General features: G+C 65.2%; 16 protein-coding genes and 1 pseudogene. 5 read left to right on the top strand and 12 right to left on the bottom strand.

Features of this window, described 5'->3' with window-relative positions:
• The 3 genes from ACT86A_RS24700 to tyrS all read right to left on the bottom strand — a co-directional run.
• Positions 1-1,446: pyridoxal phosphate-dependent decarboxylase family protein (locus tag ACT86A_RS24700; protein ID WP_445094592.1), on the bottom strand; the 1,446-nt coding region annotated here is incomplete at its 3' end.
• Positions 1,447-1,615: 169 nt separating this feature from the next.
• Complete coding sequence (locus ACT86A_RS24695) at positions 1,616-2,218, bottom strand: HAD family hydrolase (RefSeq protein ID WP_445094591.1); 603 nt, start codon at positions 2,216-2,218, stop codon at positions 1,616-1,618.
• Between the two features lie 110 nt (positions 2,219-2,328).
• A complete protein-coding gene (gene tyrS / locus ACT86A_RS24690; RefSeq protein ID WP_445094597.1) occupies positions 2,329-3,603 on the bottom strand; it encodes a tyrosine--tRNA ligase in 1,275 nt (424 codons plus the stop codon).
• Between the two features lie 238 nt (positions 3,604-3,841).
• On the opposite strand from tyrS, the gene ACT86A_RS24685 reads away from it, so the two are divergent.
• Positions 3,842-4,441: an NUDIX hydrolase gene (locus ACT86A_RS24685; protein WP_445094590.1), complete on the top strand. Its 600-nt coding sequence runs from the start codon at positions 3,842-3,844 to the stop codon at positions 4,439-4,441.
• Here ACT86A_RS24685 and ACT86A_RS24680 read toward each other — a convergent pair.
• Positions 4,373-5,488, bottom strand: a complete 1,116-nt coding sequence (locus ACT86A_RS24680) for an NsdA family TPR-like regulatory protein (protein WP_445094589.1) — start codon at positions 5,486-5,488, stop codon at positions 4,373-4,375. The genes ACT86A_RS24685 and ACT86A_RS24680 overlap by 69 nt on opposite strands.
• Positions 5,489-6,161: 673 nt before the next feature.
• On the opposite strand from ACT86A_RS24680, the gene ACT86A_RS24675 reads away from it, so the two are divergent.
• Positions 6,162-7,043, top strand: a complete 882-nt coding sequence (locus tag ACT86A_RS24675) for an alpha/beta fold hydrolase (protein WP_445094588.1) — start codon at positions 6,162-6,164, stop codon at positions 7,041-7,043.
• Between the two features lie 133 nt (positions 7,044-7,176).
• Here ACT86A_RS24675 and ACT86A_RS24670 read toward each other — a convergent pair whose 3' ends face one another.
• Positions 7,177-7,524 (bottom strand): hypothetical protein, encoded by a 348-nt coding sequence (locus tag ACT86A_RS24670; protein ID WP_445094587.1) that lies wholly within the window; start codon positions 7,522-7,524, stop codon positions 7,177-7,179.
• A 175-nt stretch (positions 7,525-7,699) separates the two neighbouring features.
• On the bottom strand, positions 7,700-9,169 hold the full coding sequence (gene mqo / locus ACT86A_RS24665; RefSeq protein WP_445094586.1) for a malate dehydrogenase (quinone): 1,470 nt from the start codon (positions 9,167-9,169) through the stop codon (positions 7,700-7,702).
• A 92-nt stretch (positions 9,170-9,261) separates the two neighbouring features.
• On the opposite strand from mqo, the gene ACT86A_RS24660 reads away from it, so the two are divergent.
• Positions 9,262-10,251, top strand: a complete 990-nt coding sequence (locus ACT86A_RS24660) for a LysR family transcriptional regulator (RefSeq protein WP_445094585.1) — start codon at positions 9,262-9,264, stop codon at positions 10,249-10,251.
• Positions 10,252-10,253: 2 nt separating this feature from the next.
• On the opposite strand, the pseudogene ACT86A_RS24655 reads toward ACT86A_RS24660, so the two are convergent.
• Together ACT86A_RS24655 and ACT86A_RS24650 are read right to left on the bottom strand one after the other, a co-directional pair.
• A pseudogene (locus ACT86A_RS24655) lies at positions 10,254-10,562 on the bottom strand (hypothetical protein); the annotation flags it as partial.
• Positions 10,468-10,806: an MmcQ/YjbR family DNA-binding protein gene (locus tag ACT86A_RS24650; protein ID WP_445094584.1), complete on the bottom strand. Its 339-nt coding sequence runs from the start codon at positions 10,804-10,806 to the stop codon at positions 10,468-10,470. The pseudogene ACT86A_RS24655 and the gene ACT86A_RS24650, both read right to left, overlap by 95 nt.
• 245 nt (positions 10,807-11,051) lie before the next feature.
• On the opposite strand from ACT86A_RS24650, the gene ACT86A_RS24645 reads away from it, so the two are divergent.
• Positions 11,052-12,500 (top strand): lipase maturation factor family protein, encoded by a 1,449-nt coding sequence (locus tag ACT86A_RS24645; protein WP_445094583.1) that lies wholly within the window; start codon positions 11,052-11,054, stop codon positions 12,498-12,500.
• A 291-nt stretch (positions 12,501-12,791) separates the two neighbouring features.
• Here ACT86A_RS24645 and ACT86A_RS24640 read toward each other — a convergent pair whose 3' ends face one another.
• Positions 12,792-13,532, bottom strand: coding sequence for an SDR family oxidoreductase (locus ACT86A_RS24640; RefSeq protein ID WP_445094582.1), 741 nt, complete (start codon positions 13,530-13,532; stop codon positions 12,792-12,794).
• Positions 13,533-13,921: 389 nt separating this feature from the next.
• Between ACT86A_RS24640 and ACT86A_RS24635 the strand changes: the two genes are divergently transcribed.
• Positions 13,922-14,446, top strand: a complete 525-nt coding sequence (locus ACT86A_RS24635; RefSeq protein ID WP_445094581.1) for a hypothetical protein — start codon at positions 13,922-13,924, stop codon at positions 14,444-14,446.
• A gap of 149 nt (positions 14,447-14,595) precedes the next feature.
• On the opposite strand, the gene katG is transcribed toward ACT86A_RS24635, so the two are convergent.
• The 3 genes from katG to ACT86A_RS24620 form a co-directional block, all read right to left on the bottom strand.
• The gene (katG, locus tag ACT86A_RS24630; protein ID WP_445094580.1) at positions 14,596-16,827 is read right to left on the bottom strand and encodes a catalase/peroxidase HPI; all 2,232 of its coding nucleotides are present in this window, start codon (positions 16,825-16,827) and stop codon (positions 14,596-14,598) included.
• Positions 16,828-16,864: 37 nt separating this feature from the next.
• Positions 16,865-17,281, bottom strand: coding sequence for a Fur family transcriptional regulator (locus ACT86A_RS24625; RefSeq protein ID WP_445094596.1), 417 nt, complete (start codon positions 17,279-17,281; stop codon positions 16,865-16,867).
• Between the two features lie 1,532 nt (positions 17,282-18,813).
• Positions 18,814-19,227: a rhodanese-like domain-containing protein gene (locus tag ACT86A_RS24620; protein ID WP_445094579.1), complete on the bottom strand. Its 414-nt coding sequence runs from the start codon at positions 19,225-19,227 to the stop codon at positions 18,814-18,816.
• Positions 19,228-19,660 lie beyond the last annotated feature (433 nt).

The following is a 19,660-nucleotide window of genomic DNA, read 5'->3' as shown; positions in this document are numbered from 1 at the left end:
GCGGTAGTTGTAGCGCGCCACCGATTCCAGACCGGCGCGTGTCCACGCATGGTCGAACAGCGATGGCGTGTCCGTAGCCGGTTTGGCGGCGAACAGCACGGCGAAGCCCTGGCTGTCGGCGCCGCTGAGCACTTCGAACCTGCCCAGCGCAGTGAGCTCGTCGGCGAACCGTTGCGAGGACACGAGCAGACCGCCGATGAGACGCTGGTAGCCGGTGACGCCGAGCATCTTCAAATTGACGTACGCCTGTACCGGCCCGGCCATCGAACGGCTGAGCTCGAGGGTGTACTGGAACGGCGAATGGTGACCGAACCGAAGGTCCTGGTACGGCAGCCCCTTACGGCCACCGCCGCCGATCGGGTGGTCGGCGTCGGTGATTCCACCCTGCTGGTAGATCTCGGTCCGGTCGGCGACCATATAAATGCTCGACGCGTACGAGGCGAATCCAGTCTTATGGAAGTCGACGCCGAAGGAGTCGGCGAGGTGGATCTCGGCGATTCGGGCGGCCTGTGTGCGGATGCGGGTCAGTGTCGTCGACGGGAATCCCAAGGGATTGGTCTGGAAGTCGTAGTCACGGAAGAACAGCCACACCCACCCGACGACCGAGTCCACGTGTACGCGAGGCACGTAGTCCAGGCTCAGGTCGTCGACAAGCCGGTCACGCAGGGCGACGATCTCACCGATGGGGTCGACGAGCATTTGAATTGTGGTGCCACCGTTGGCGAAGATCGTCACGACCTGCTCGCCAGCGCGGACGCTGCGCCGGATCGTGTCCTCCAGTGCGTGCAGGTCCATGACGCCGTCGGCTCGGGTCGGTACGCGCAGGCAGCTGCTTTCGCCGATGCCCAGCCACCCGCATGCCTCCTCGTGACAGGGGTGACCTTGGGTCGAAGACACCACCCGCACCGGGGTGGTGATGCCCTCACGGCGAGCCTGCGGCTGCGCACGCTGGATGCCGTGCTTGATCGCATGCATGTTGGTGCTCTTGCCGCCGAAAGTGAAGACCCCGCCTGACCTGTTGACGTCGGTCCCTGCCAGCTGGGAGAGCATCTTCACCACAGCGAGTTCGGTGCCGAGCAGCAGGCCGCTGGACATGTCTTGCGCACCGTTCGGGTTGAGGGCAGACGCGTATGCCGCAGCCGCCACCGACGGCAGCGTTGGTGGCGGGGTGACGTTGATCATTGTTCCGGGGTGGTTCCAGCGCAGCATGCCCTGGAAATAGGGCGCCAGCTCGGCCAGCACGGTGTCCGGTGCACTTGATTCGTGCGGGAGTGACTCGTGTTCGAGGATCTGGCCGAATGACCGCACGTCCGCACGCCTCATGCGCGGGTCCGCCGGATCGGCGTAGTGGCTGACGAGATCGTCCAGCACGCGCAGACAGCGGCGCAGGTCGGCGAGGTCGGCTCGGTCGGGGTGCTGGAAGAGGTCGAGGAGAGGTGTTTTCATCTCCCGCTCGCCAGAACGGGAGATATTGTGCGGCAACGAGTTCGAGGGTGTGCGTGTGGTTGCCCTAGTCATTCTCCGAGGATCGGGCAACGCAGGAGTCGCGGGAACGTAGCAAGCCGTAGCACACCAAAGATCGCGATACGAAGCGAATACTGGTGAAGCACACTACTTATGGCAGTGCCGACAGCGCCTGAAGCAGATCGCGATAGACGGGGAACAGTCCGGCGTGGTGTCGAGGGTGGATGTGCGCGCACCCGCATCCCAACGCTGCAGCCGGTTCCAGATCGAGGTCCGCGTTATCCCCGATAACAGTTGTCGTAGACGCACCATACGTCTCGACCAGGCTCCGGTAGATATCCCGCTTGTCCGTATGGCCGGCTTCGAACACCGAGATCGTGTCGTCGACCAACCCGGAGAGCTCGAGTGCTGCCAGGACGGCGATCGCGTGCTGTTTCGGGGCCATGGTCACCACTACTCGGCGCGCGGCCACGCGTGACAGAGCACGCACCAACGCAGGATCTGGACGGAGAAGTTGTCGATACGGTATCGCCCGATATACGGCGTGCGCCCACTGATGGCGGGGAAGGCCGAGCCGAGCGAGCGCCTCGAGGATCGAAGGTGTCTGCTCCTCCATCTCAGTAAGTTGCACCGGGGTCAACCCCGCACGCCGAGTGAGGAATTCGGTGGTGCGGGTATCGATGATCCGGGTCAGCGCAGTGTCGCTGGGATAGCAGGTTCCATCGAGGTCCAGAATGATCAGCCGCTGAGCCATCAGCCGTCCTCTGGTCGATCGGATTCCACGCGCCCGACAGTCCGTTTATGCCCGCGCGACGGAAGTGTGGATCACAGCTGCAGCCAAGTCACGATCCGCACCGGATTCTGTCAGCCGACTTCCACGACGGCGAGCGATTTGCGGCCCCGCCGCAGCAGAATCCAGCGGTTGTGCAGCAAATCCGTAGCGCCCACCACCGCGTCGGTTGTGTCGACCTTGAGGTTGTTGACGTAGGCGCCGCCCTCGCTCACGGCACGACGGGCCGCAGACTTGCTCGCAACCAGACCGGTTGCCGCGAAGAGATCGACGACGCTGTGCGTCCCGCTCGAGATCGACGCCGAGGGCAGTTCACGCACCGCATCACCCAAGGTCGACGCATCGAGCGCGGCCAGGTCGCCGCTGCCGAACAGTGCCTGGCTGGCCGCACGCACTCGCTGCATCGTTTCCGCACCGTGGACCAGGGCTGTGACGTCCTCGGCGAGCGCTCGCTGGGCCTCCCGTTGAGCGGGCCGTTCCCGGCTGGCCTGCTCGAGCGCCGCGATCTCGTCCCGGCTGCGGAAGGTGAAGATCTTGAGATAGTCACCGACTTTGGCGTCCTCGGCGTTGAGCCAGAACTGGTAGAAGGCGTATGGCGAGGTCATCTCCGAGTCGAGCCAGATCGCGCCACCTTCGGTCTTGCCGAATTTGGTGCCGTCGGCCTTGGTGATCAGCGGCGTGGCCAAGGCGTGCAGGCTTACACCCTCGACGCGGTGAGTCAGGTCGGCTCCGGCGGTCAAGTTACCCCACTGGTCGGATCCGCCGGTCTGCAATGTGCATCCGTATCGGCGGTAGAGCTGGTAGAAGTCCATGCCCTGCAGCAGCTGATAGGAGAACTCGGTGAAACTGATCCCGGCCTCGCTGTTGAGCCGCGCGGACACCGCTTCCTTGGCGATCATCCGGTTCACCCGGAAGTGTTTGCCGACATCACGAAGGAAATCGACGGCCGACATCGGTGAGGTCCAATCCAGGTTGTTCACGACCACAGCGGCATTGTCACCGTCGAAGGACAGGAACCGCTGAACCTGGTCACGGATTCGGTCGACCCAGGCCGCCACGGTGTCGTGATCGTTGAGCACCCGTTCACCCGACATACGTGGGTCGCCGATAAGCCCGGTCGCCCCGCCGACGAGCGCGATCGGTTTGTGCCCGAAGTCCTGCAAGCGGCGCATCGTCAGCAGTTGCACCAGGTTACCCATGTGCAAGCTCGGCGCCGTCGGATCGAACCCGCAATAGTAGGTCACCGGGCCGGCCGCCAGCGAAGCGCGCAGCGCCTCCTCGTTAGTGGACAGCGCGACAAGCCCGCGCCAGCAGAGCTCGTCAAGGGCATTGGCCCTGGTCTGGGTCACGACGGCGAAAGTCCTCTCAGTAACGGGGCCCGCGGGTGCGGGCTGCTGCGACTCGTCGCCCACGACCTCGATGCGGTAGGCGCGAATTGCTGGGATCGACAACCTCACAACTGTCCAACGGAAACGGCTGCCACGCCGACACAAGTGTAGTGATCACCCGCCGCCACCAACCTTCCCGGGGATCGGCCTGTGGCGAAAGGTAGCAACCTGTAGTGCGGCATCCCGCTACCGTGAATCCATGATCGAACCGCCGCGCACCACTGTTCGCCGGGAGTGGATTGTCTACGACGGGAAGCCCTGGCTCGAGGTGACCTGCAACGCGATCACCACCCCCGACGGCCTGGACCGGACCCATCACGCCATCCGGTTGAACACGGTCGCGACAGTGATCGCGGTCGACGAGCACCGCCGTGCTCTCTTGATGCGCCGCCACCGATGGATCGTGGACACGATCGGCTTGGAATCGCCCGGGGGAATTGTCGATCCCGGTGAAGACCCACTGACCTGTGCACGCCGAGAGCTATTGGAAGAAACGGGATTCGAAGTCGACAGACTGACGCTGGTGGCCGACCTCGAACCGATGCCCGGGCTCGTGCAAAGCCGCCACCTGGTGTACCTCGGACACGGTCCCTGTCAGGTCGCTACGCCCAGCGATGCCGAGGAAGCCGCCCAACTGCTCTGGATGCCGCTCGCCGAAACCACCGATCTACTGGCGAAAGGCATGCTGCTGGGTACCGGCACGGCTGTCGGCATGCTCGCGGCCGCAGCACTAGTCGCCGGCGAACCGGCAAAGCAATCGCCCGGACAACAGTTCGTGACGCTTGCCGAGCCTGACTGAGCCGAGCCGGGTGATCGTCGCGACCGCGGTATCGAGAAGTTCGCCTGCCTCCTCCAACTCACCACCACCCAGGTCCGCCTCGGCCAGGTCCAGTAGCTGCCCGCACCGTGCTCGAACGAACTCCCCGGGCACCTCGTTCAACGCTGCCCGCGTCGCATCGGCTCCAGCCGGATCACCGGATCTGACCAGGATGTGGCCCTGCCATCGTTGGAGGTGCGCCGCGTTCAAGGCCAGATACGGCATCGCCTCCTCGTCGCCATCACACGCACGGACCAGGTCGGCCTCGGCACGGGCCAACGCTGCCCGCACCGACGGCCCGCGACCCGGCAGCGCCGCAGCCACCTGAGCATGTGTCGCCGCCAGCCACGAGCGCAGCAACACTGGGAGCATCGGCATTGATTCGGCCTTGGCGACCTCAGTGACAGCAACAGCCGCTCTATCGGTTTCGGCAAGCAGCACCGCATGCTCCCCTACTGCATGAGCCCACAGCACTGGGTCGCCGGCCCGGGACGCAGCCCGTCTTGCCAGAGCGTAATGCCTCGACGCACTCAGGTAGTCGCCGACATCGAGGTCCTGCCACGCGGCAAGCGCTGCCGTGTCGGCCTGGGCGCGGGCAATGCTCACCCGGTCCGGACCGGCAGCTCCACGCCACAGCACCTCCAATGCCGTGACGTGGCCAGCTGTTTGAATCCGGACTGCCGGCGCGCCCAGCCGACGGTCCAGCAGTCTCAAGCTGTTCGTGTGACCGGTCAAAAGGCCGAACAGGGACCCGTCACCCGCGCTGTCGCGCGCGATCGGGGCCGATAGGACGTCCCCTTCATCCAGCTCCAGGACCCGGCACAGTAGGCGACTGTGCACTTCGTCCGGGACAACGTGACCGTTCTCCCAGCGGGACAACGCAACTCGAAGACTCGCCGTCGTCATCAGCCGGACACAGTCGCGCTCAGCCTCTTCCCGCAGCGCGGCAATCAGCCGGGTCTGTGACCAGCCGCGAGCCCGCTGAGCCGACCTGAGCACACTGGTGTCGATACCCACAGGCACCCCCATTCGCCACGCCTCACCCCGCGTCGTGTCGTTGGCGCCGCCCAGGAAGGTGGTCGTACATTCGCGCGGGGTTCGGTCTGCCCGATCCCAGTTCTACATTCCTAGCCGCCCGTACTCTCGCGCTATGAATCCGGCTGCCAGACAGCGTAATCCTTCTGCGGATGGTCAGGTCGAAGGGTAGACCCGGTCGGCGGACCGCGCGATATAGGCGGCGACCTCGTACTGAGGGCCTGATCAGCCCCCAACTGTGTGGCACTTTCGGTCGACGTATTCCGGAAGTGACACGGACAATTCTCCTCGTTGGGCGCGACTTTGTCTCCGGCGCCGACGGCCTGGAAGCGGTTTAGCCTGGCTTCGTCTCGATCACCCAGTGACATGCACCCGAGACAGAGGCCGGTGAGGTCCGGCTCTGTATCGCCCAGCCCCAGCACGTCATCGACGATGCTGCCGATCGAGTGCGGGCGGTGTGACCGGCGCGGTTGCGGGCGACCGGGTTCGGCGGTCAGACCAGGGCGGCGTCGAGGATGCGGACCAGCGGTTTCGGGTCGCTGCCGGGCACCAGTTCCCAGAACTGCGCGGCGGCTCCGGCGCTGCGGGCCTTGATGGTACGCACATATTGCATATGTGATACGTTCATATCGTCATACGGTCGTTCCGTAAAACAAAGGGAGGGCTCATGCCGAAGATCGGGCGGTTCACCAGCGACAAGACCAAAACGGCATGTATGCGGGCCTACGATGCGCTGGCAGCCGACTGGCCGGTGCCGTCGACCGAGATCGACGTCGAGACAACGTTCGGGACGACGCGAGTGCGCAAGTCGGGAACCGGGGAAGGCCAGCCGCTGGTGCTTCTGCCCGGCATGCCCGGAAACAGCCTGTTCTGGCGGCCGTTCATCGATGAGTTGGCACGCGACCGAGTCGTCTACACACCGGATGTCATGGGCTGGGCGGGCCGCAATGAGCAGAACGTACCGATCCGCGACCATGACCAGATCGTCGAATGGCTGATCGAGGTCCTCGATGGACTCGGCGAGGAGCGCGTCCACGTGGCCGGGTATTCCGACGGCGCCTGGCTGGCTTGTCTGCTCGGAGTCCACCGCTCCCAGCGTCTGGCGAGTCTGTCCATGCTCGAACCGGGCGGGGCAACGTTTGCCAAACCGCGCTGGAGCCTGCTGCTGAAAATGGTCATCGCAGGCATGCGGCCCACCCGTGAGTGCATGCAGAAGTTCGTCCAGTGGCTGACCCCCGGTGTTGTGTTGAGTGACAAGGAATGGGCGATGGCTGTGGCGGGGTTCGAGTTCCGGCTCGCGTTGCCGTGGCCGAAACCGTTCACCGACGAACAACTCGCGGCGATCACCGCGCCGATGCTTGTGCTGTTCGGCGGGGCGACGGTCGCCAACGATCCCGAGATCGGAGTGCGGCGCCTTCGCGAGCATGCTCCCACGGCCGACGTCGAGGTCTACCCGGGCGTGGGACATGAACTGCTATGGGCACTCCCGCAGAAGGTGATACCCCGGCTACTCGTGTTCGTCGCCGAACACGATGCGGACCGGGCGTAGGAGGCAAGCAAATTCGACCGAGCGCACACAGAAGCCGCAAGAGCGTTCGGTGCGGTGTCTCGTGATCGCTTCCGATCACGATGCCGCGCGGTATGAGCGAGTGTTCGTTGGGTCAGGGCGCCGACGGTGGCCCTCACCAGCGCCACTGGATCCCGTGATCGCCGATGAAATCCAGGGAAAACGCGGCGTGGTCGATCCCGTCCTGGGTCCTGATCGTCCAGTCGCCGCTCTCGCACCAATCGACATCAGCCTGCGTCACGGAGCAGCGAGCCATTTCACGGCTGCAGAGCTCGTCGTATGCGTCGTCATCGTCAGGTAGATCGTCTTCGTTTTCAGCGCGCCATACGAGGAACTGCGCGGCGCGGGCAGAGCGCTCACCCCGGTCGGAATCGGAATACTCGACTGTGCCGGTGGCCCAGGGTGTTTCGTAGCCATACCTGGTGACCAGGGCGACGAGTTCCTCGTCGCGGTAGAGCCGCATCGGGGTTCGCAAATCCATCTGCCCAGGATATGTAGGGGTGGCCGCCGTGCGGGCTATCCCCGGCCAGCACGGAACCGCACGTTTACGGTCGCAGGCCGATACACTCGCACGTCGGCATTATGGTGGGACGCTCAAACACCTGCGACGCCAGATCGGCGAAACGCGGCACGATCGGTCACGTGAGATTGTCGTCCACGTGGCGCTGGTTGACGTCCAGCGGTGCTGCCATGGCCGGTATCATCCTGTGAAGTAGCAGCCCCCATCGGGTTTCCTGGTGTGGGAAGCACCGCGCGAGTAGGTCGATCATGATTGCCGGGGCTGTCGATGCACCGGGCGAGGCACCCAGCAGTCCCGCGATCGTGCCATCGGCCCCGGTCACCAGTTCAGTTCCGAAGGTGAGGACGCCGACGTGATGGGGGTCCGGCTTGACCAGCTGAGCGCGTTGTCCGGCCTGGACCAGGTACCATTCGGCCGGGTCAGCGGTCGGATAGAACCGTTGCAGCTGGGCGAATTTCCGGCGGCGCGTGGAGAGCAGCTGCCCGATCAGGTAACGGACCAACGCCAGGTTCTGGACGCCGGCCGCCAGCAGGACCGCGATGTTGCGCAAGCGCAGGGTGGTGAACAGGTCGATGAGTCGGCCGTGTTTGAGCAGCCGCGTGCTGAACGTGGCATAGGGGCCGAACAACAACGATTCCCGACCGTCGACCACGCGTTTGTCCAGGTGCGGCACCGACATCGGCGGCGCACCGAGCGACGCCTGGCTGTAGACCTTCGCATCGTGCAGCCCGACCACGTCAGGATTGTCGGTCCGGAGGAATTGTGCGCCGAACGGAAATACCGCGTAGCCGCGCACCTCGGGGAGCCGAGCCTTCTGCAGCAGCCTGAGGGCGTAGCCGCCCGCACCGACGAACACAAACCTGGCGCGAACGGTGAACCTCCGCTTGGCATCGCGGTCCTGACCGGTGATCGTCCACAACCCATCCGAGTTGCGGTGCAGCCCGGTCACTTCATGTCTGACCCGCACCTGCGCACCGGCCTTGGTCATCACATCGACCAACGCGCCGGTCAGAGCACCGAAGTCGACATCGGTGCCGCGTTCGTGCCGGGTGGCGGCCATCGGCTCGGTACGGTCGCGGCCGGCCATCAGCAGCGGCGCCCACGCGGCGATCACCTCCGGATCCTCGCTGTACTGCATCGCCGAGAACAGAGGCAACGACCGCAAAGTTTCGAACCGCCGGCGCAGGTAGGCCACGTCGCGCTCGCCGAACACGACGTCCATATGCGGGACGGAATTGATGAACGCCGCGGGATCGGTGATGTCACCGTCGGCGACCAGCGCGGCCCAGAACTGCCGGGACAGGTGAAACAAGCCACCGACCTGCTCGGCCTTCGCCGGGTCGTCCGGGTCGGGCATGTAGTTCAATTCGCACAAGCCCGAATGCCCGGTCCCAGCGTTGTTCCACGCGTTCGAGCTCTCCGCGGCGATCTGGCCGAGGCGTTCGAACATCACCATGCTCCAGTCCGGCTGAACCTTCGCGATCATCGCGCCCAACGTCGCGGACATGATTCCGCCGCCGATCAGCACAACGTCGAGAATCTCCTCCGGTGCAACCGGTTTCGTGTTCGCAGTGTGCGTCGCGCGCATGTCGATACCTCTCCTGGTGCGGTGTTGAGGGAATCGTCACGCCCCGCGGATTCATCCGTCTACAACCAAAACGTGGCAATTACCATCCAGTAATGGATGAATTGCTGTCGGCCCAGGTCGAGGCCCTGGTGCCACTGCTGGCGGCATTCGATGTCACCGCTGGCGAGGGGCACATCACACGCGCCGCGCAGGCGCTGGGAGTCCCGCAGTCCTCGCTGAGTCGGAGGTTGAAAACCGTCGAGAAGACCCTCGGAGTGCAATTGTTTCAACCGGTGGGCAGAGGTATCGCGCTCACTCCGGCGGGACGTGAGCTGTTCGAACGCACCCGCGGCCTCATGCGCTCACTCGACGACGCCGTCAGCGTGGTGCGCAGTAACGCCGACCCCGACAGCGGACTTGTCCGGTTCGGGTTCCCACTCACCCTGGGGCCGATCAGCGTGCCCTCGCTGCTGGCCGGCTTCCACGCCGGCGCACCCCGAATCCGGCTCCACCTGGTCCAGGCCCACGGGGAAGCACTTGCCGAACTGATCCGGGATGGCCGACTCGATCTCGCCGTGATCATTCCCTCACCCACCGACCTGCCGGCAATAGTGCTGGGACAGCAGCGCATCCACCTTTACGTCGCGCGTCACCACCGCCTCGCCGCACACCAAACCATCGACCTCGCCGACCTGTCCGGCGAAGCCTTCATCGCCAACCCCCCGACCTACCATTTGCGCCAATCGCTCGACTCCTGGTGCGCCGAGGCCGGATTCACACCCAACGTCGCATTCGAGATCACCGAATTCGAGACGCTGCGCTCCCTCGTCGCCCACGGCCTCGGCGTCGCGCTGCTCCCCGAGCCCGAAACACCACATCCCGACCTGAGTCGTATCGCCCTCACGAACCCCCGTGACCGCACGATCGGGCTCGTCTCCGGAAACCACCGACCCACTCCAGCCGTCGCACGCCTGCACAGCTATATCGCCCAGCACGCGCTGGCGCACATCAACAGATCGCATGCCGCGCCGCCGGCGATCCCGACATCGGCCTGCGCCAGCGCGGCGGCGTCGTTCACGCCGTCACCAACCATCACCGCCTGATGCCCGCGCGCCTGGTAGTCGCGCGCGATCGGGATCTTGCCCTCCGGGAGCTGCCCGGCCCGATCCGGGAGCCCGAGCGGATCGGCGGCCGCGGGGCGTGATCGCCGGTGCTCAGTCCGATCCGTTTCAGGCCGAGACGGCGCAGTTCCGTCCGAACCCCAGGAGCCGCGATGTCCGATCGGTCGGTTTCCGTGCCGGCAAGAGGGGAGGAGCGCATCACCCCGGGTCGTCGACCAGCGTCTGCGGGGCGGCTTGCCGCCACGAATCGTGGATGATGGCTTCCAGTTCGTCCCGGTCGTCCAACGCGGCAAGGCGCACGCGGACCCAGGCGTTGTTCGCCTCGTGCGCAGCGATCCAGAACTTGTCCGGTTCGGCGACGACGAGTTCATCGCGGTCGCCGATGGGGCAGCGGGCCGCCATCGAAGTCTCGGTCTCCGGAAGCGTGAGGAACAACTTGCCCGCGACCCGGAAAGTCGGCATCCCCCAAGCGAACTGTTCGGATGTTTCCGGCAATGACAGAGCATAGGCGCGGGCATCGTCACCAGTGGCACTCATGCGCTGATCCTGTCAGGTGCCACCGACACGGCCGAACGTGTTCGGCCGGAATCTCCGCTGAACTCTGGCAGTCACAAGTGGCATCGGGCAGGTCCGCATAGGAAGTTGGGCTAAAGTGTGCCACCAGATGCCGAGCAGGGCCTCGACGTCGAGTGGACGTTCCGACATCCCCTGGGATTGCATATGACCGGGTTAAGGTAGGCGGAGGTGGGTTACGAGCGTCCGCTATCCGAGGAGTTGCGGGCATGCAATGGTTCACCGCACCCGAATACTGGTTGGGTAGGCAGGTACTGACCCGCGGTGCCGCGGCCATCTATCTGATCGCCTTCATCGCGGCCGCCAGGCAGTTCCGGGCCCTGATCGGCGAGCGCGGCATGCTGCCGGTGCCGCGATTTCTGGCGCGGCGATCGGCCCGGGAGACGCCGAGCATCTTTCATGTCCACTATTCCGACCGGTTCTTCGCCGCCGTCTGCTGGATCGGCGCGGCGCTGTCGGCGGCACTGGTCGTCGGCCTGGCCGATATGGTGCCGTTATGGGCCGCGATGCTGCTGTGGCTGATGCTGTGGGTTCTCTACCTGTCGATCGTCAACGTGGGGCAGGCGTGGTATTCGTTCGGCTGGGAGTCGCTGCTGCTGGAGGTGGGGTTTCTGGCGATCTTCCTGGGCAACGACCGCACCGCGCCGCCGGTACTGGTGATGTGGCTTGCGCGCTGGCTGTTGTTCCGCGTCGAGTTCGGCGCGGGACTGATCAAGCTGCGCGGCGACACCTGCTGGCGTGATCTCACCTGTTTGTACTACCACCATGAGACGCAGCCGATGCCCGGGCCGCTGAGCTGGTTGTTTCATCACCTGCCCAAGCCGCTGCATCGGGCCGAGGTCGCGGCGAACCACTTCGCACAACTCGTCGTGCCGTTCGGGTTGTTCGCTCCCCAGCCGCTGGCCAGCATCGCCGGGGCCATCATCCTGGTCACCCAGTTGTGGCTGGTGCTCTCGGGGAATTTCGCATGGCTGAATTGGCTGACGATCATCCTCGCCGCTAGCGCGATCAGTCAGTCCGCGGCGGCAGCGGTGCTGCCGGTTCCGGCCCCACCCTCTCTGCCCGGACCGCCGCCCTGGTTCGCGGGCCTGGGCATCGCGTTCACGGTGTTGATGGTGTCGCTGAGCTACTGGCCCGTGCGCAACATGATCTCCAGCCGTCAACTGATGAACCGGTCGTTCAACCCGTATCACCTGGCCAACACCTATGGCGCCTTCGGCACCATCGGCAGACTCCGCTTCGAGGTGGTGATCGAGGGGACCATGGAACCGGCGATCACCGAGCGGACAGAATGGAAGGAATACGAATTCAAGGGGAAACCGGGGAACGTGCACCGGCTTCCGCGGCAATGGGCGCCATACCATCTGCGCCTGGACTGGCTGATGTGGTTCGCCGCATTCTCGCCGGACTATGCGCGGGAATGGCTGGGCCCGTTGCTGGCGCGACTGCTGGAAAACGATCGGGCGACGATGCGTCTGCTCCGGCACAACCCGTTTCCCGAATCCCCGCCCCGCTACGTGCGCGCGCAACTGTACGAGTACCGCTTCACCACACCCCGGGAACTGGTTCGCACCAGAGCCTGGTGGCACCGCACGCTGGTGAGTCCGTACCTCCCCCCGGTGCAGTTCACCGACATCCGACGCCGCCACCTCGGCTGACAACTGCAGGCCGCACTCTCGGCACTGGTCATCCGGCCGGGTCCGGTCCCACGCGTGGGGAGCGAGTCGCCGGCCGCTACACGCACCTGCGCCTCTGCCAACTCGGCCGGCCAGCTGTCTATGGGGGAGTGGTTATGACTGAAACGGCATGAGGAATACGCCGCAGTCCGCTGTCCATCATCGACTCGGCCACACAATAATTGGAATCGGCGGGTGCCGGAACACGGCCAACGTGCGGAACTCGCGGTCCGGCGCACAAGCGCTGGGGCGTGTCGGTGGTATGCCTCTGGTTCAGTGCGCCGTCAGGATCCAGTCCTGATAGTGAGTGGGTGCCAGGCGTGTGTCCGGTCCAGCGGTGAGTACGTCGCCGGGGACGGCTGCGAACATGCCGGCCTGGTCGTCGGTGATGACGGCGCGGTTGTCGTGCTCTGCCGCCAGGGTGATCCTGCCGAGTTCGTCGAGGGGAAAGACGTCCGGGCCGGCAATATTGCGGATCCCTTGCAGCGGGGCGCCGGTGGATACCTCGACCACCGCGTCGACGACGTCGGCGGCGGCGATCGGCTGGAGGTGGGTGGCGGGCAGCCGCACGGTGTCGCTGTCGGAGGTCGAGGACAAGACCGCGTCCATGAATTCGAAGAACTGGGTGGCGCGCACGATGGAGTACGGTGCCGGGCCTTGCCGCAGCAGGTCCTCCTGCAAAGCCTTTGCCCGGTAATAGTCCAGTTCGGGGACCTGGTCGACTCCGACGATTGACAGGATGACCTGGTGCCGGACACCGGCACGCTCGCCCGCGGCGAGCAGGTTGCTCATGGAGGTGCGGAAGAAGTCCACCGATGCCTCGTCGAAGGTGGGGGAGTTCGCCACGTTGACGACGACATCGGCGCCCTCGAGCGCTTGGTCCAGACCTTTTCCCGTGATCAGGTCGACACCGGTGGAGGGTGCCGCGGGGACAGCCTCATGTCCGGCGGCGATGAGTTTCTGAACCACCTGCGAGCCGATCCGCCCCGTACCGCCGATAACCGCGAGCTTCATGGTTCCCACCTTTCACGGCGTGGACCGAGCACACCTCGGGTTCATAGAGCGCAGGTAGTCCTCGGTTCGCTGAGATCCCGGGCGCTCGGCGCACCAGGAATCTATGACGGTTACGCAGAACGGAACCAGCCTATGCACCGCGCTCGAGGAGTGCTTCATCCCTTGCGAATGAAACGTCGGCTCGATCCGACCGACGGGTACCTGAACCCGGGAAGGCATCTGATGACCGAAGTCGGCGCATCCGATCAGGTGCGACTCGCGTTATCGTCCGGCTTCGTCCGCCACCGCTCGCGGATGCTTCGTTCCAGTGCGGCAAGGGCTTTCGGCGACTTGTAGGGTTCGAGGTGAGCCGGAATGTCCGGTGGGCGCGTGGCGAAGGGACAGCGGGGATGTCGGACGCATCGGTCGAGGTGCTCCTGGACGACTTCGAGAACAAGGACAAATGGGAAGTCGCCGGGGAGGGGGTGAACCGGACGCACCTCACGACGTTCGCAGAGGGCGCGCCGAGCAAGAAGCCCGGCGTCTATGCCGATGGCGCCGCCGGCGCCGATCACCGGGCACTCGTCTTGTTGATCCGTTCGGCCACCGCCGAACTCGAGGTCGATCTCGTCGCGAAACCGGGCCATTCGTTCGCGATTGCCGGGCAGTTGCGCGGCGTGAACCTGTGGGCACGCTCGCCCCACGCGACCATCAAGATTTCCGCCCGTCTCGGCAGCACCGAACAGGGCGAGCGAGAACTGTTGCTGGGGAACGTCTCTGCCAGCGGCGAATGGCAGCGCCTCGCGTATGAGCTGACCGACCCGATGACCGATCCCGATATCCTCGCCCTGAAGATCCGGCTCACCGAGGTCGTCAAGCGGGAAGGCGAAGTCATGATCCTGCTCGATGACCTGACCGCCCGCACCACGGTGTGACGACGCGCCCGATCTTCGGAAACGTTGTGGGCCTTGCGCGCCGAGGCCCGTCAGATTGTTGATCGACACTGCTGTGCAGGAACATGGCGGTGTCGAGCACTGTGCCGCACCCCGCGAGCCGATTCGGCTCGAGGGGTGCGGCAGCACGATCAGGCCAGCTCGAACCGGTCGAGGTTCATCACCTTGTCCCACGCGGCGATGAAGTCCTGGACGAACTTCTGCTTCGAGTCGTCGGCCGCGTAAACCTCCGCGAGAGCCCGCAGTTGCGAGTTCGACCCGAAGACCAGGTCCACGCGGCTGCCGGTCCACCGGGTTTCACCGGTGGTGCGGTCCTTGCCCACGTAGGTCCCGTCGTCGGCCGACGACGGCTCCCACTTCGTGCCCATGTCGAGCAGGTTCACGAAGAAGTCGTTGGTCAACGACTCCGGGGACGCGGTGAACACGCCCAGCGGCGACTGCTTGTAGTTCGCGCCCAGCACGCGCAGGCCACCGATGAGCACCGTCAGCTCGGGACCGCTCAGGCTCAGCAGATTCGCCTTGTCGATCAGCAGGTACTCGGCCGAAAGCCGGTTGCCCTTCCCGAGATAGTTACGGAAGCCGTCGGCACTCGGCTCGAGCGCGGAGAAGGACTCCACATCGGTCTGCTCCTGCGTGGCGTCCGTACGTCCCGGCGTGAACGGCACCTCGACATCGAATCCGGCGTTCTTGGCGGCCTGCTCAACGGCCGCGGAGCCGGCCAGCACGACGAGATCGGCGAACGACACCCGCGTGTTCCCGGTCTGGGTGGAGTTGAAGCCCTCCTGGATCTCTTCCAGGGTGCGCACCACCTTCGCCAGCTCGTCGGGGTTGTTCACCTCCCAGCTGCTCTGCGGCTCGAGCCGAATACGCCCACCGTTGGCGCCGCCGCGCTTGTCGCTGCCGCGGAACGACGACGCGGCCGCCCACGCGGTGGAAACCAGCTGTGCGATGGTCAGACCCGAGCCCAGGATCCGGCCCTTGAGGGTCGCGATGTCGGCCGAGCCGATGAGTTCGTGCGTTACCGGCGGAACGGGGTCCTGCCACAGCAGCGTCTCTTCCGGGACCAGCGGGCCGAGGTAGCGGACGATCGGCCCCATGTCGCGGTGAGTCAGCTTGTACCACGCCTTGGCGAACGCCTCCGCGAGCTCGTCGGGGTGGTCGAGCCAGCGGCGGGTGATCTGCTCATAGATGGGGTCGAACCGCATCGAGAGGTCCGTCGTCAGCATCACCGGGGTGTGCGTCTTGGACGAGTCGTGGGCATCGGGCACAGTGCCCGCACCGGCGCCGTCCTTCGGCACGTACTGCCATGCTCCGGCCGGGCTCTTGGTCTTCTCCCACTCGTAGCCGTAAAGCGTCTCGAGGAAGCTGTTGTCCCACTTCGTCGGAGTGGGCGTCCAGGCGCCCTCGAGGCCGCTGGTGATCGCGTCCTTACCGACGCCGGTGCCGAAGGAGCTCTTCCAGCCGAGGCCCTGTTCCTCCAGTGGGGCCGCCTCGGGCTCGGGACCGACATGGTCGGCGGGCCCGGCGCCGTGCGTCTTGCCGAAGGTGTGGCCGCCGACGATCAGCGCCGCGGTCTCGACATCGTCCATGGCCATGCGGCGGAACGTTTCCCGGATATCGACTGCCGCGGCAAGCGGGTCCGGGTTGCCATTGGGCCCCTCCGGATTCACGTAGATCAGACCCATCTGGACTGCGGCCAGCGGCTTTTCGAGGTTCCGCTCGCCGGTGTACCGCTCGTCAGCGAGCCAGGTCTGCTCCGGACCCCAGTAGACGTCCTCCTCGGGCTCCCACTGGTCGACGCGGCCGCCGCCGAAGCCGAAAGTCTCGAAGCCCATCGACTCCAGCGCGACATTGCCTGCGTACACGATCAGGTCGGCCCACGAGAGTTTCTTGCCGTACTTCTTCTTGACCGGCCACAGCAGGCGGCGTGCCTTGTCGAGGCTCGCGTTGTCGGGCCAGCTGTTCAGCGGCGCGAACCGCTGCATACCGGCCCCGGCGCCGCCACGGCCATCGTTGATGCGGTAGGTACCCGCGGCATGCCACGCCATCCGTACGAAGAACGGCCCGTAGTGGCCGTAGTCGGCGGGCCACCACTCCTGCGAGGTCGTCATGACTTCCTCGATATCCCGCTTCACCGCGGCCAGATCGAGGGTCTTGAATTCCGCGGCATAGTCGAAATCCTCGTCCATAGGATTCGCGACAGCGGGATTCTTCTGCAGGATCTTCAGGTTGATCTGGTTCGGCCACCAGTCACGGTTGCCTCCACCCTCGGTCGGGTACTTGAGGCGACCGTGCACCACGGGGCACCCGGTCTGACCGGGCTCCGTTTGGGCCTCGGCGATCGGCGGATGTTCTACGGACACGGGCGTTCCTTTCGGGAATGGGTGAATCGAGCCGTGATCACAGGTGTGACCGGGATGTCTCCGAGGTCGAGCAGTCGGGGCAGAAGCCCCAGTAGATGACTTCGGCCTCTTCGAGAACGAAACCGTTGTGGTCGGAAGCGGTCAAGCAGGGGGTATCGCCGACAGCGCAATCGACATCGGCGATGACGCCGCACGACCGGCACACGACGTGGTGGTGGTTGTCTCCGACCCGCGTCTCATAGCGCGCCACGGACCCCATCGGCTGGATGCGTCGCAGCAGCCCCGCGGCCGTCAGCGCACGCAGCACGTCATACACGGCCTGGTGGGACACCGCGCCGAGGGTCTGGCGCACGCGGGCGAGGATGGAGTCGGTATCGGAGTGGGGGTGGTTGTGCACTGTGGTCAGCACCGCCAACCGTGGTGCTGTCACTCGCAGGGCCGCCCCACGCAGCATCCGTTCGAACTCCGAATTCGTGGGCACAGTCGAAGTCTGCCGGGTTTTCTGGAATCAATCAAGAGTCTGGCGGGTAAAATTATTGGAACAAGTCGATCCTCGCCGGCTCGGAGTCGATGGCAGCCCTCCGCCGTTCTCGGCCGGGATGTCGACTTCACCCGCTGCTGACAGCATGATCAGCTCGATGCGACGTCATCGCGAGAAGCGTGGAGGCGGGATCTGCTCGACGGACTCGCCGAGCGCCCGGCGCCGGAGCGCGGTGGGCAGCATGTTGTCGGTGATGAGCGGCGGCCGGTCGCCGTGCTCGCCTTGGCTCGCTAGGCACTCTCGGTAGTGCCGGCACAGTTCGCCGCGCTGGCCGACCGAGATCCTCCGGGCGAGTTGGTCGAGGTGTGCGACCTGATCACCGTGCCGCCTCGGCACATCCTCTCGCGAACAGTACTACCTGCTGCACGCCGAGGGGGAGCTCGGAAATCCACATGCCGCATGACTTTCCGGTCCGTCCGGATTCGCTCGCAGAACGCGGACATCGCGGTCGCATGCGTGACGGACAACCGCCGCCCGCCACCTGGCAAGCGATGCAGACCCCCGCATCGGGAGGCGAGGCATGCACCGAGAAAATGCGCGACCCGCCCGACGCCGCTGTGGCGTCGGGCGGGTCACTTCCCCGTTCCCGGGCGGACGCCGCCACGTCCACCGGGCATGGTCATAATACGCAATTGCGAAGGCATGTACAGGAAGCCACGCAAGCGCGGCGAGCTTCGGCTCGAAATTATTCAGCGCGTGAACGGGCTTTCGAACGGAAACCGCTCCGAGACACGCGCTTTGACCACATTGCCGAATTAAGCGACGATCAGCTGTGTCGGGCGATCCGCTCGAAGCGCGGATCATCGCGATTCGAGGCCGCGGCGGGCGGGAGATGCCGGCGCTCGACCGGTGCGGACGTACCCGAAATCAATTGATGGTCCGCAGAAAATTTCACCACGGATAACGGCATCGCCCGGCAAGTCGGCGCGGTGTTCCGGTCGTCGCTCGATGCGTGTCCGCAGTATCTGATTGCGAGCGTCCGGGTTCGGGACCGCTTCCGCGGTACAACGGACCTGGCTGCCTGCGTTCATCCTCGATCCTGGCGGGCAGACCAGCCTTCCCCGGGCTACCGGGGCGCGAGCCGGCTTCGGTCAGCTCGCGCTGCCGCTTGCGGCCTGTAGCACGGACGTCAATAGGTTGGCGAGAACCGTCAGGATTTCCACAATTACTCCATGTTGTTGTTCGGAACAGCGAAGTCCGGAGTCTGTACGGTCTCATTGTCTTTTTAGTTAACATGGCATGAACAAAGGAAATCTATCCGCGCAATGGTCGTCCGATTTGCGATCACAAGTATCGCGCCAGAGGGATAGGTGTGAGCGCCTGGTAGTCGCCCGGTCGCCCTGTGTGCGCTATTTCGATGTGGTGAATTTCTCGGTGCGCGTGGAGGTTCGGGTTGTGTTCATCGAAGTATTTTTCGTTCGCCGGGGGCGGCCGCACCGCGGCAGTTACGGCACCGCCGGCGTTCCGCCCGGCACCACTGGCAACCCGGCCGCCAGCCATGCTCGGAAGCCTCCGATGAGATCGGTGACGTGGCGCAACCCGAGGCGCCGCGCGTCGGCTGCGGCGAGACTGGACGCATAGCCTTCGTTACACATGATGACGACCGGGGTGTCTGCGTCGATGCTCGCGAGCCGGTGCTCACCGAACGGGTCGAGGCGCCACTCCAGCACGATTCGCTCGACCACGACGGCGCCGGCGATCTCCCCCTCGGCCAGCCGGTTCGCGTGTGGTCGAATGTCCACTATCAGCGCGCCGTCGGTGAGCAACTCCGCCGCTTGCTGTGGAGTGACCCGATCCAGCTGTGCGCGGGCCTGCTCGACCATCTTCTCCGCGCCGATGCTTGTTGTTCGCTCGCTCATACTGGCACCAGTACTCATTCGCCGGCGAAATCGGTCAGAGTGCGGTACTCGCGCACCGGTCGTAGCGGTGGCGAATAGGCCACGGGCGGGCCTGCGCGGCCGGCAAACCGGCGGCAAACATTGGTGGCAGGCGCCGACGATCTATCGCCCGACGCTCGAGAATCCGGGAACGTGGTCTCGGACCGTGGCGCTTCCCCGCCGGGCTGTATTCGGGGATGTCACGCCTGGGCGCCAAGGGGCGAGCGCGTGTGTGGTCTGCATGGGCAGTCTTCAGCATCGGTCGCCCGCATGGTCGCTCACCAGCGCGGGTGGCGATCGGTGGCCGACGACAAACGTGTGCGCGTGATATGGATCAACAATCTCCCCGGTAACGCTCATTCGACCCACCACGACGTTCTTGGTGGCACATGGCTTCGTCGGGGGGCCTGTCCGT

It is taken from the genome of Nocardia glycosmidis, assembly GCF_052545115.1.
Note: the sequence above shows the minus strand (reverse complement) of the source record. Positions and strands in the feature narration are given on the sequence as shown.

What these genes read in the sequence shown, in the direction of transcription:
- ACT86A_RS24695 (WP_445094591.1), bottom strand. Translation starts at nt 2,218, where the DNA reads ATGGCTCAGCGGCTGATCATTCTGGACCTCGATGGAACCTGCTATCCC.
- ACT86A_RS24685 (WP_445094590.1), top strand. Translation starts at nt 3,842, where the DNA reads ATGATCGAACCGCCGCGCACCACTGTTCGCCGGGAGTGGATTGTCTAC.
- ACT86A_RS24680 (WP_445094589.1), bottom strand. Translation starts at nt 5,488, where the DNA reads ATGGGGGTGCCTGTGGGTATCGACACCAGTGTGCTCAGGTCGGCTCAG.
- ACT86A_RS24675 (WP_445094588.1), top strand. Translation starts at nt 6,162, where the DNA reads ATGCCGAAGATCGGGCGGTTCACCAGCGACAAGACCAAAACGGCATGT.
- ACT86A_RS24670 (WP_445094587.1), bottom strand. Translation starts at nt 7,524, where the DNA reads ATGCGGCTCTACCGCGACGAGGAACTCGTCGCCCTGGTCACCAGGTAT.
- mqo (WP_445094586.1), bottom strand. Translation starts at nt 9,169, where the DNA reads ATGCGCGCGACGCACACTGCGAACACGAAACCGGTTGCACCGGAGGAG.
- ACT86A_RS24660 (WP_445094585.1), top strand. Translation starts at nt 9,262, where the DNA reads ATGGATGAATTGCTGTCGGCCCAGGTCGAGGCCCTGGTGCCACTGCTG.
- ACT86A_RS24650 (WP_445094584.1), bottom strand. Translation starts at nt 10,806, where the DNA reads ATGAGTGCCACTGGTGACGATGCCCGCGCCTATGCTCTGTCATTGCCG.
- ACT86A_RS24645 (WP_445094583.1), top strand. Translation starts at nt 11,052, where the DNA reads ATGCAATGGTTCACCGCACCCGAATACTGGTTGGGTAGGCAGGTACTG.
- ACT86A_RS24640 (WP_445094582.1), bottom strand. Translation starts at nt 13,532, where the DNA reads ATGAAGCTCGCGGTTATCGGCGGTACGGGGCGGATCGGCTCGCAGGTG.
- ACT86A_RS24635 (WP_445094581.1), top strand. Translation starts at nt 13,922, where the DNA reads ATGTCGGACGCATCGGTCGAGGTGCTCCTGGACGACTTCGAGAACAAG.
- ACT86A_RS24625 (WP_445094596.1), bottom strand. Translation starts at nt 17,281, where the DNA reads ATGCTGCGTGGGGCGGCCCTGCGAGTGACAGCACCACGGTTGGCGGTG.
- ACT86A_RS24620 (WP_445094579.1), bottom strand. Translation starts at nt 19,227, where the DNA reads ATGAGCGAGCGAACAACAAGCATCGGCGCGGAGAAGATGGTCGAGCAG.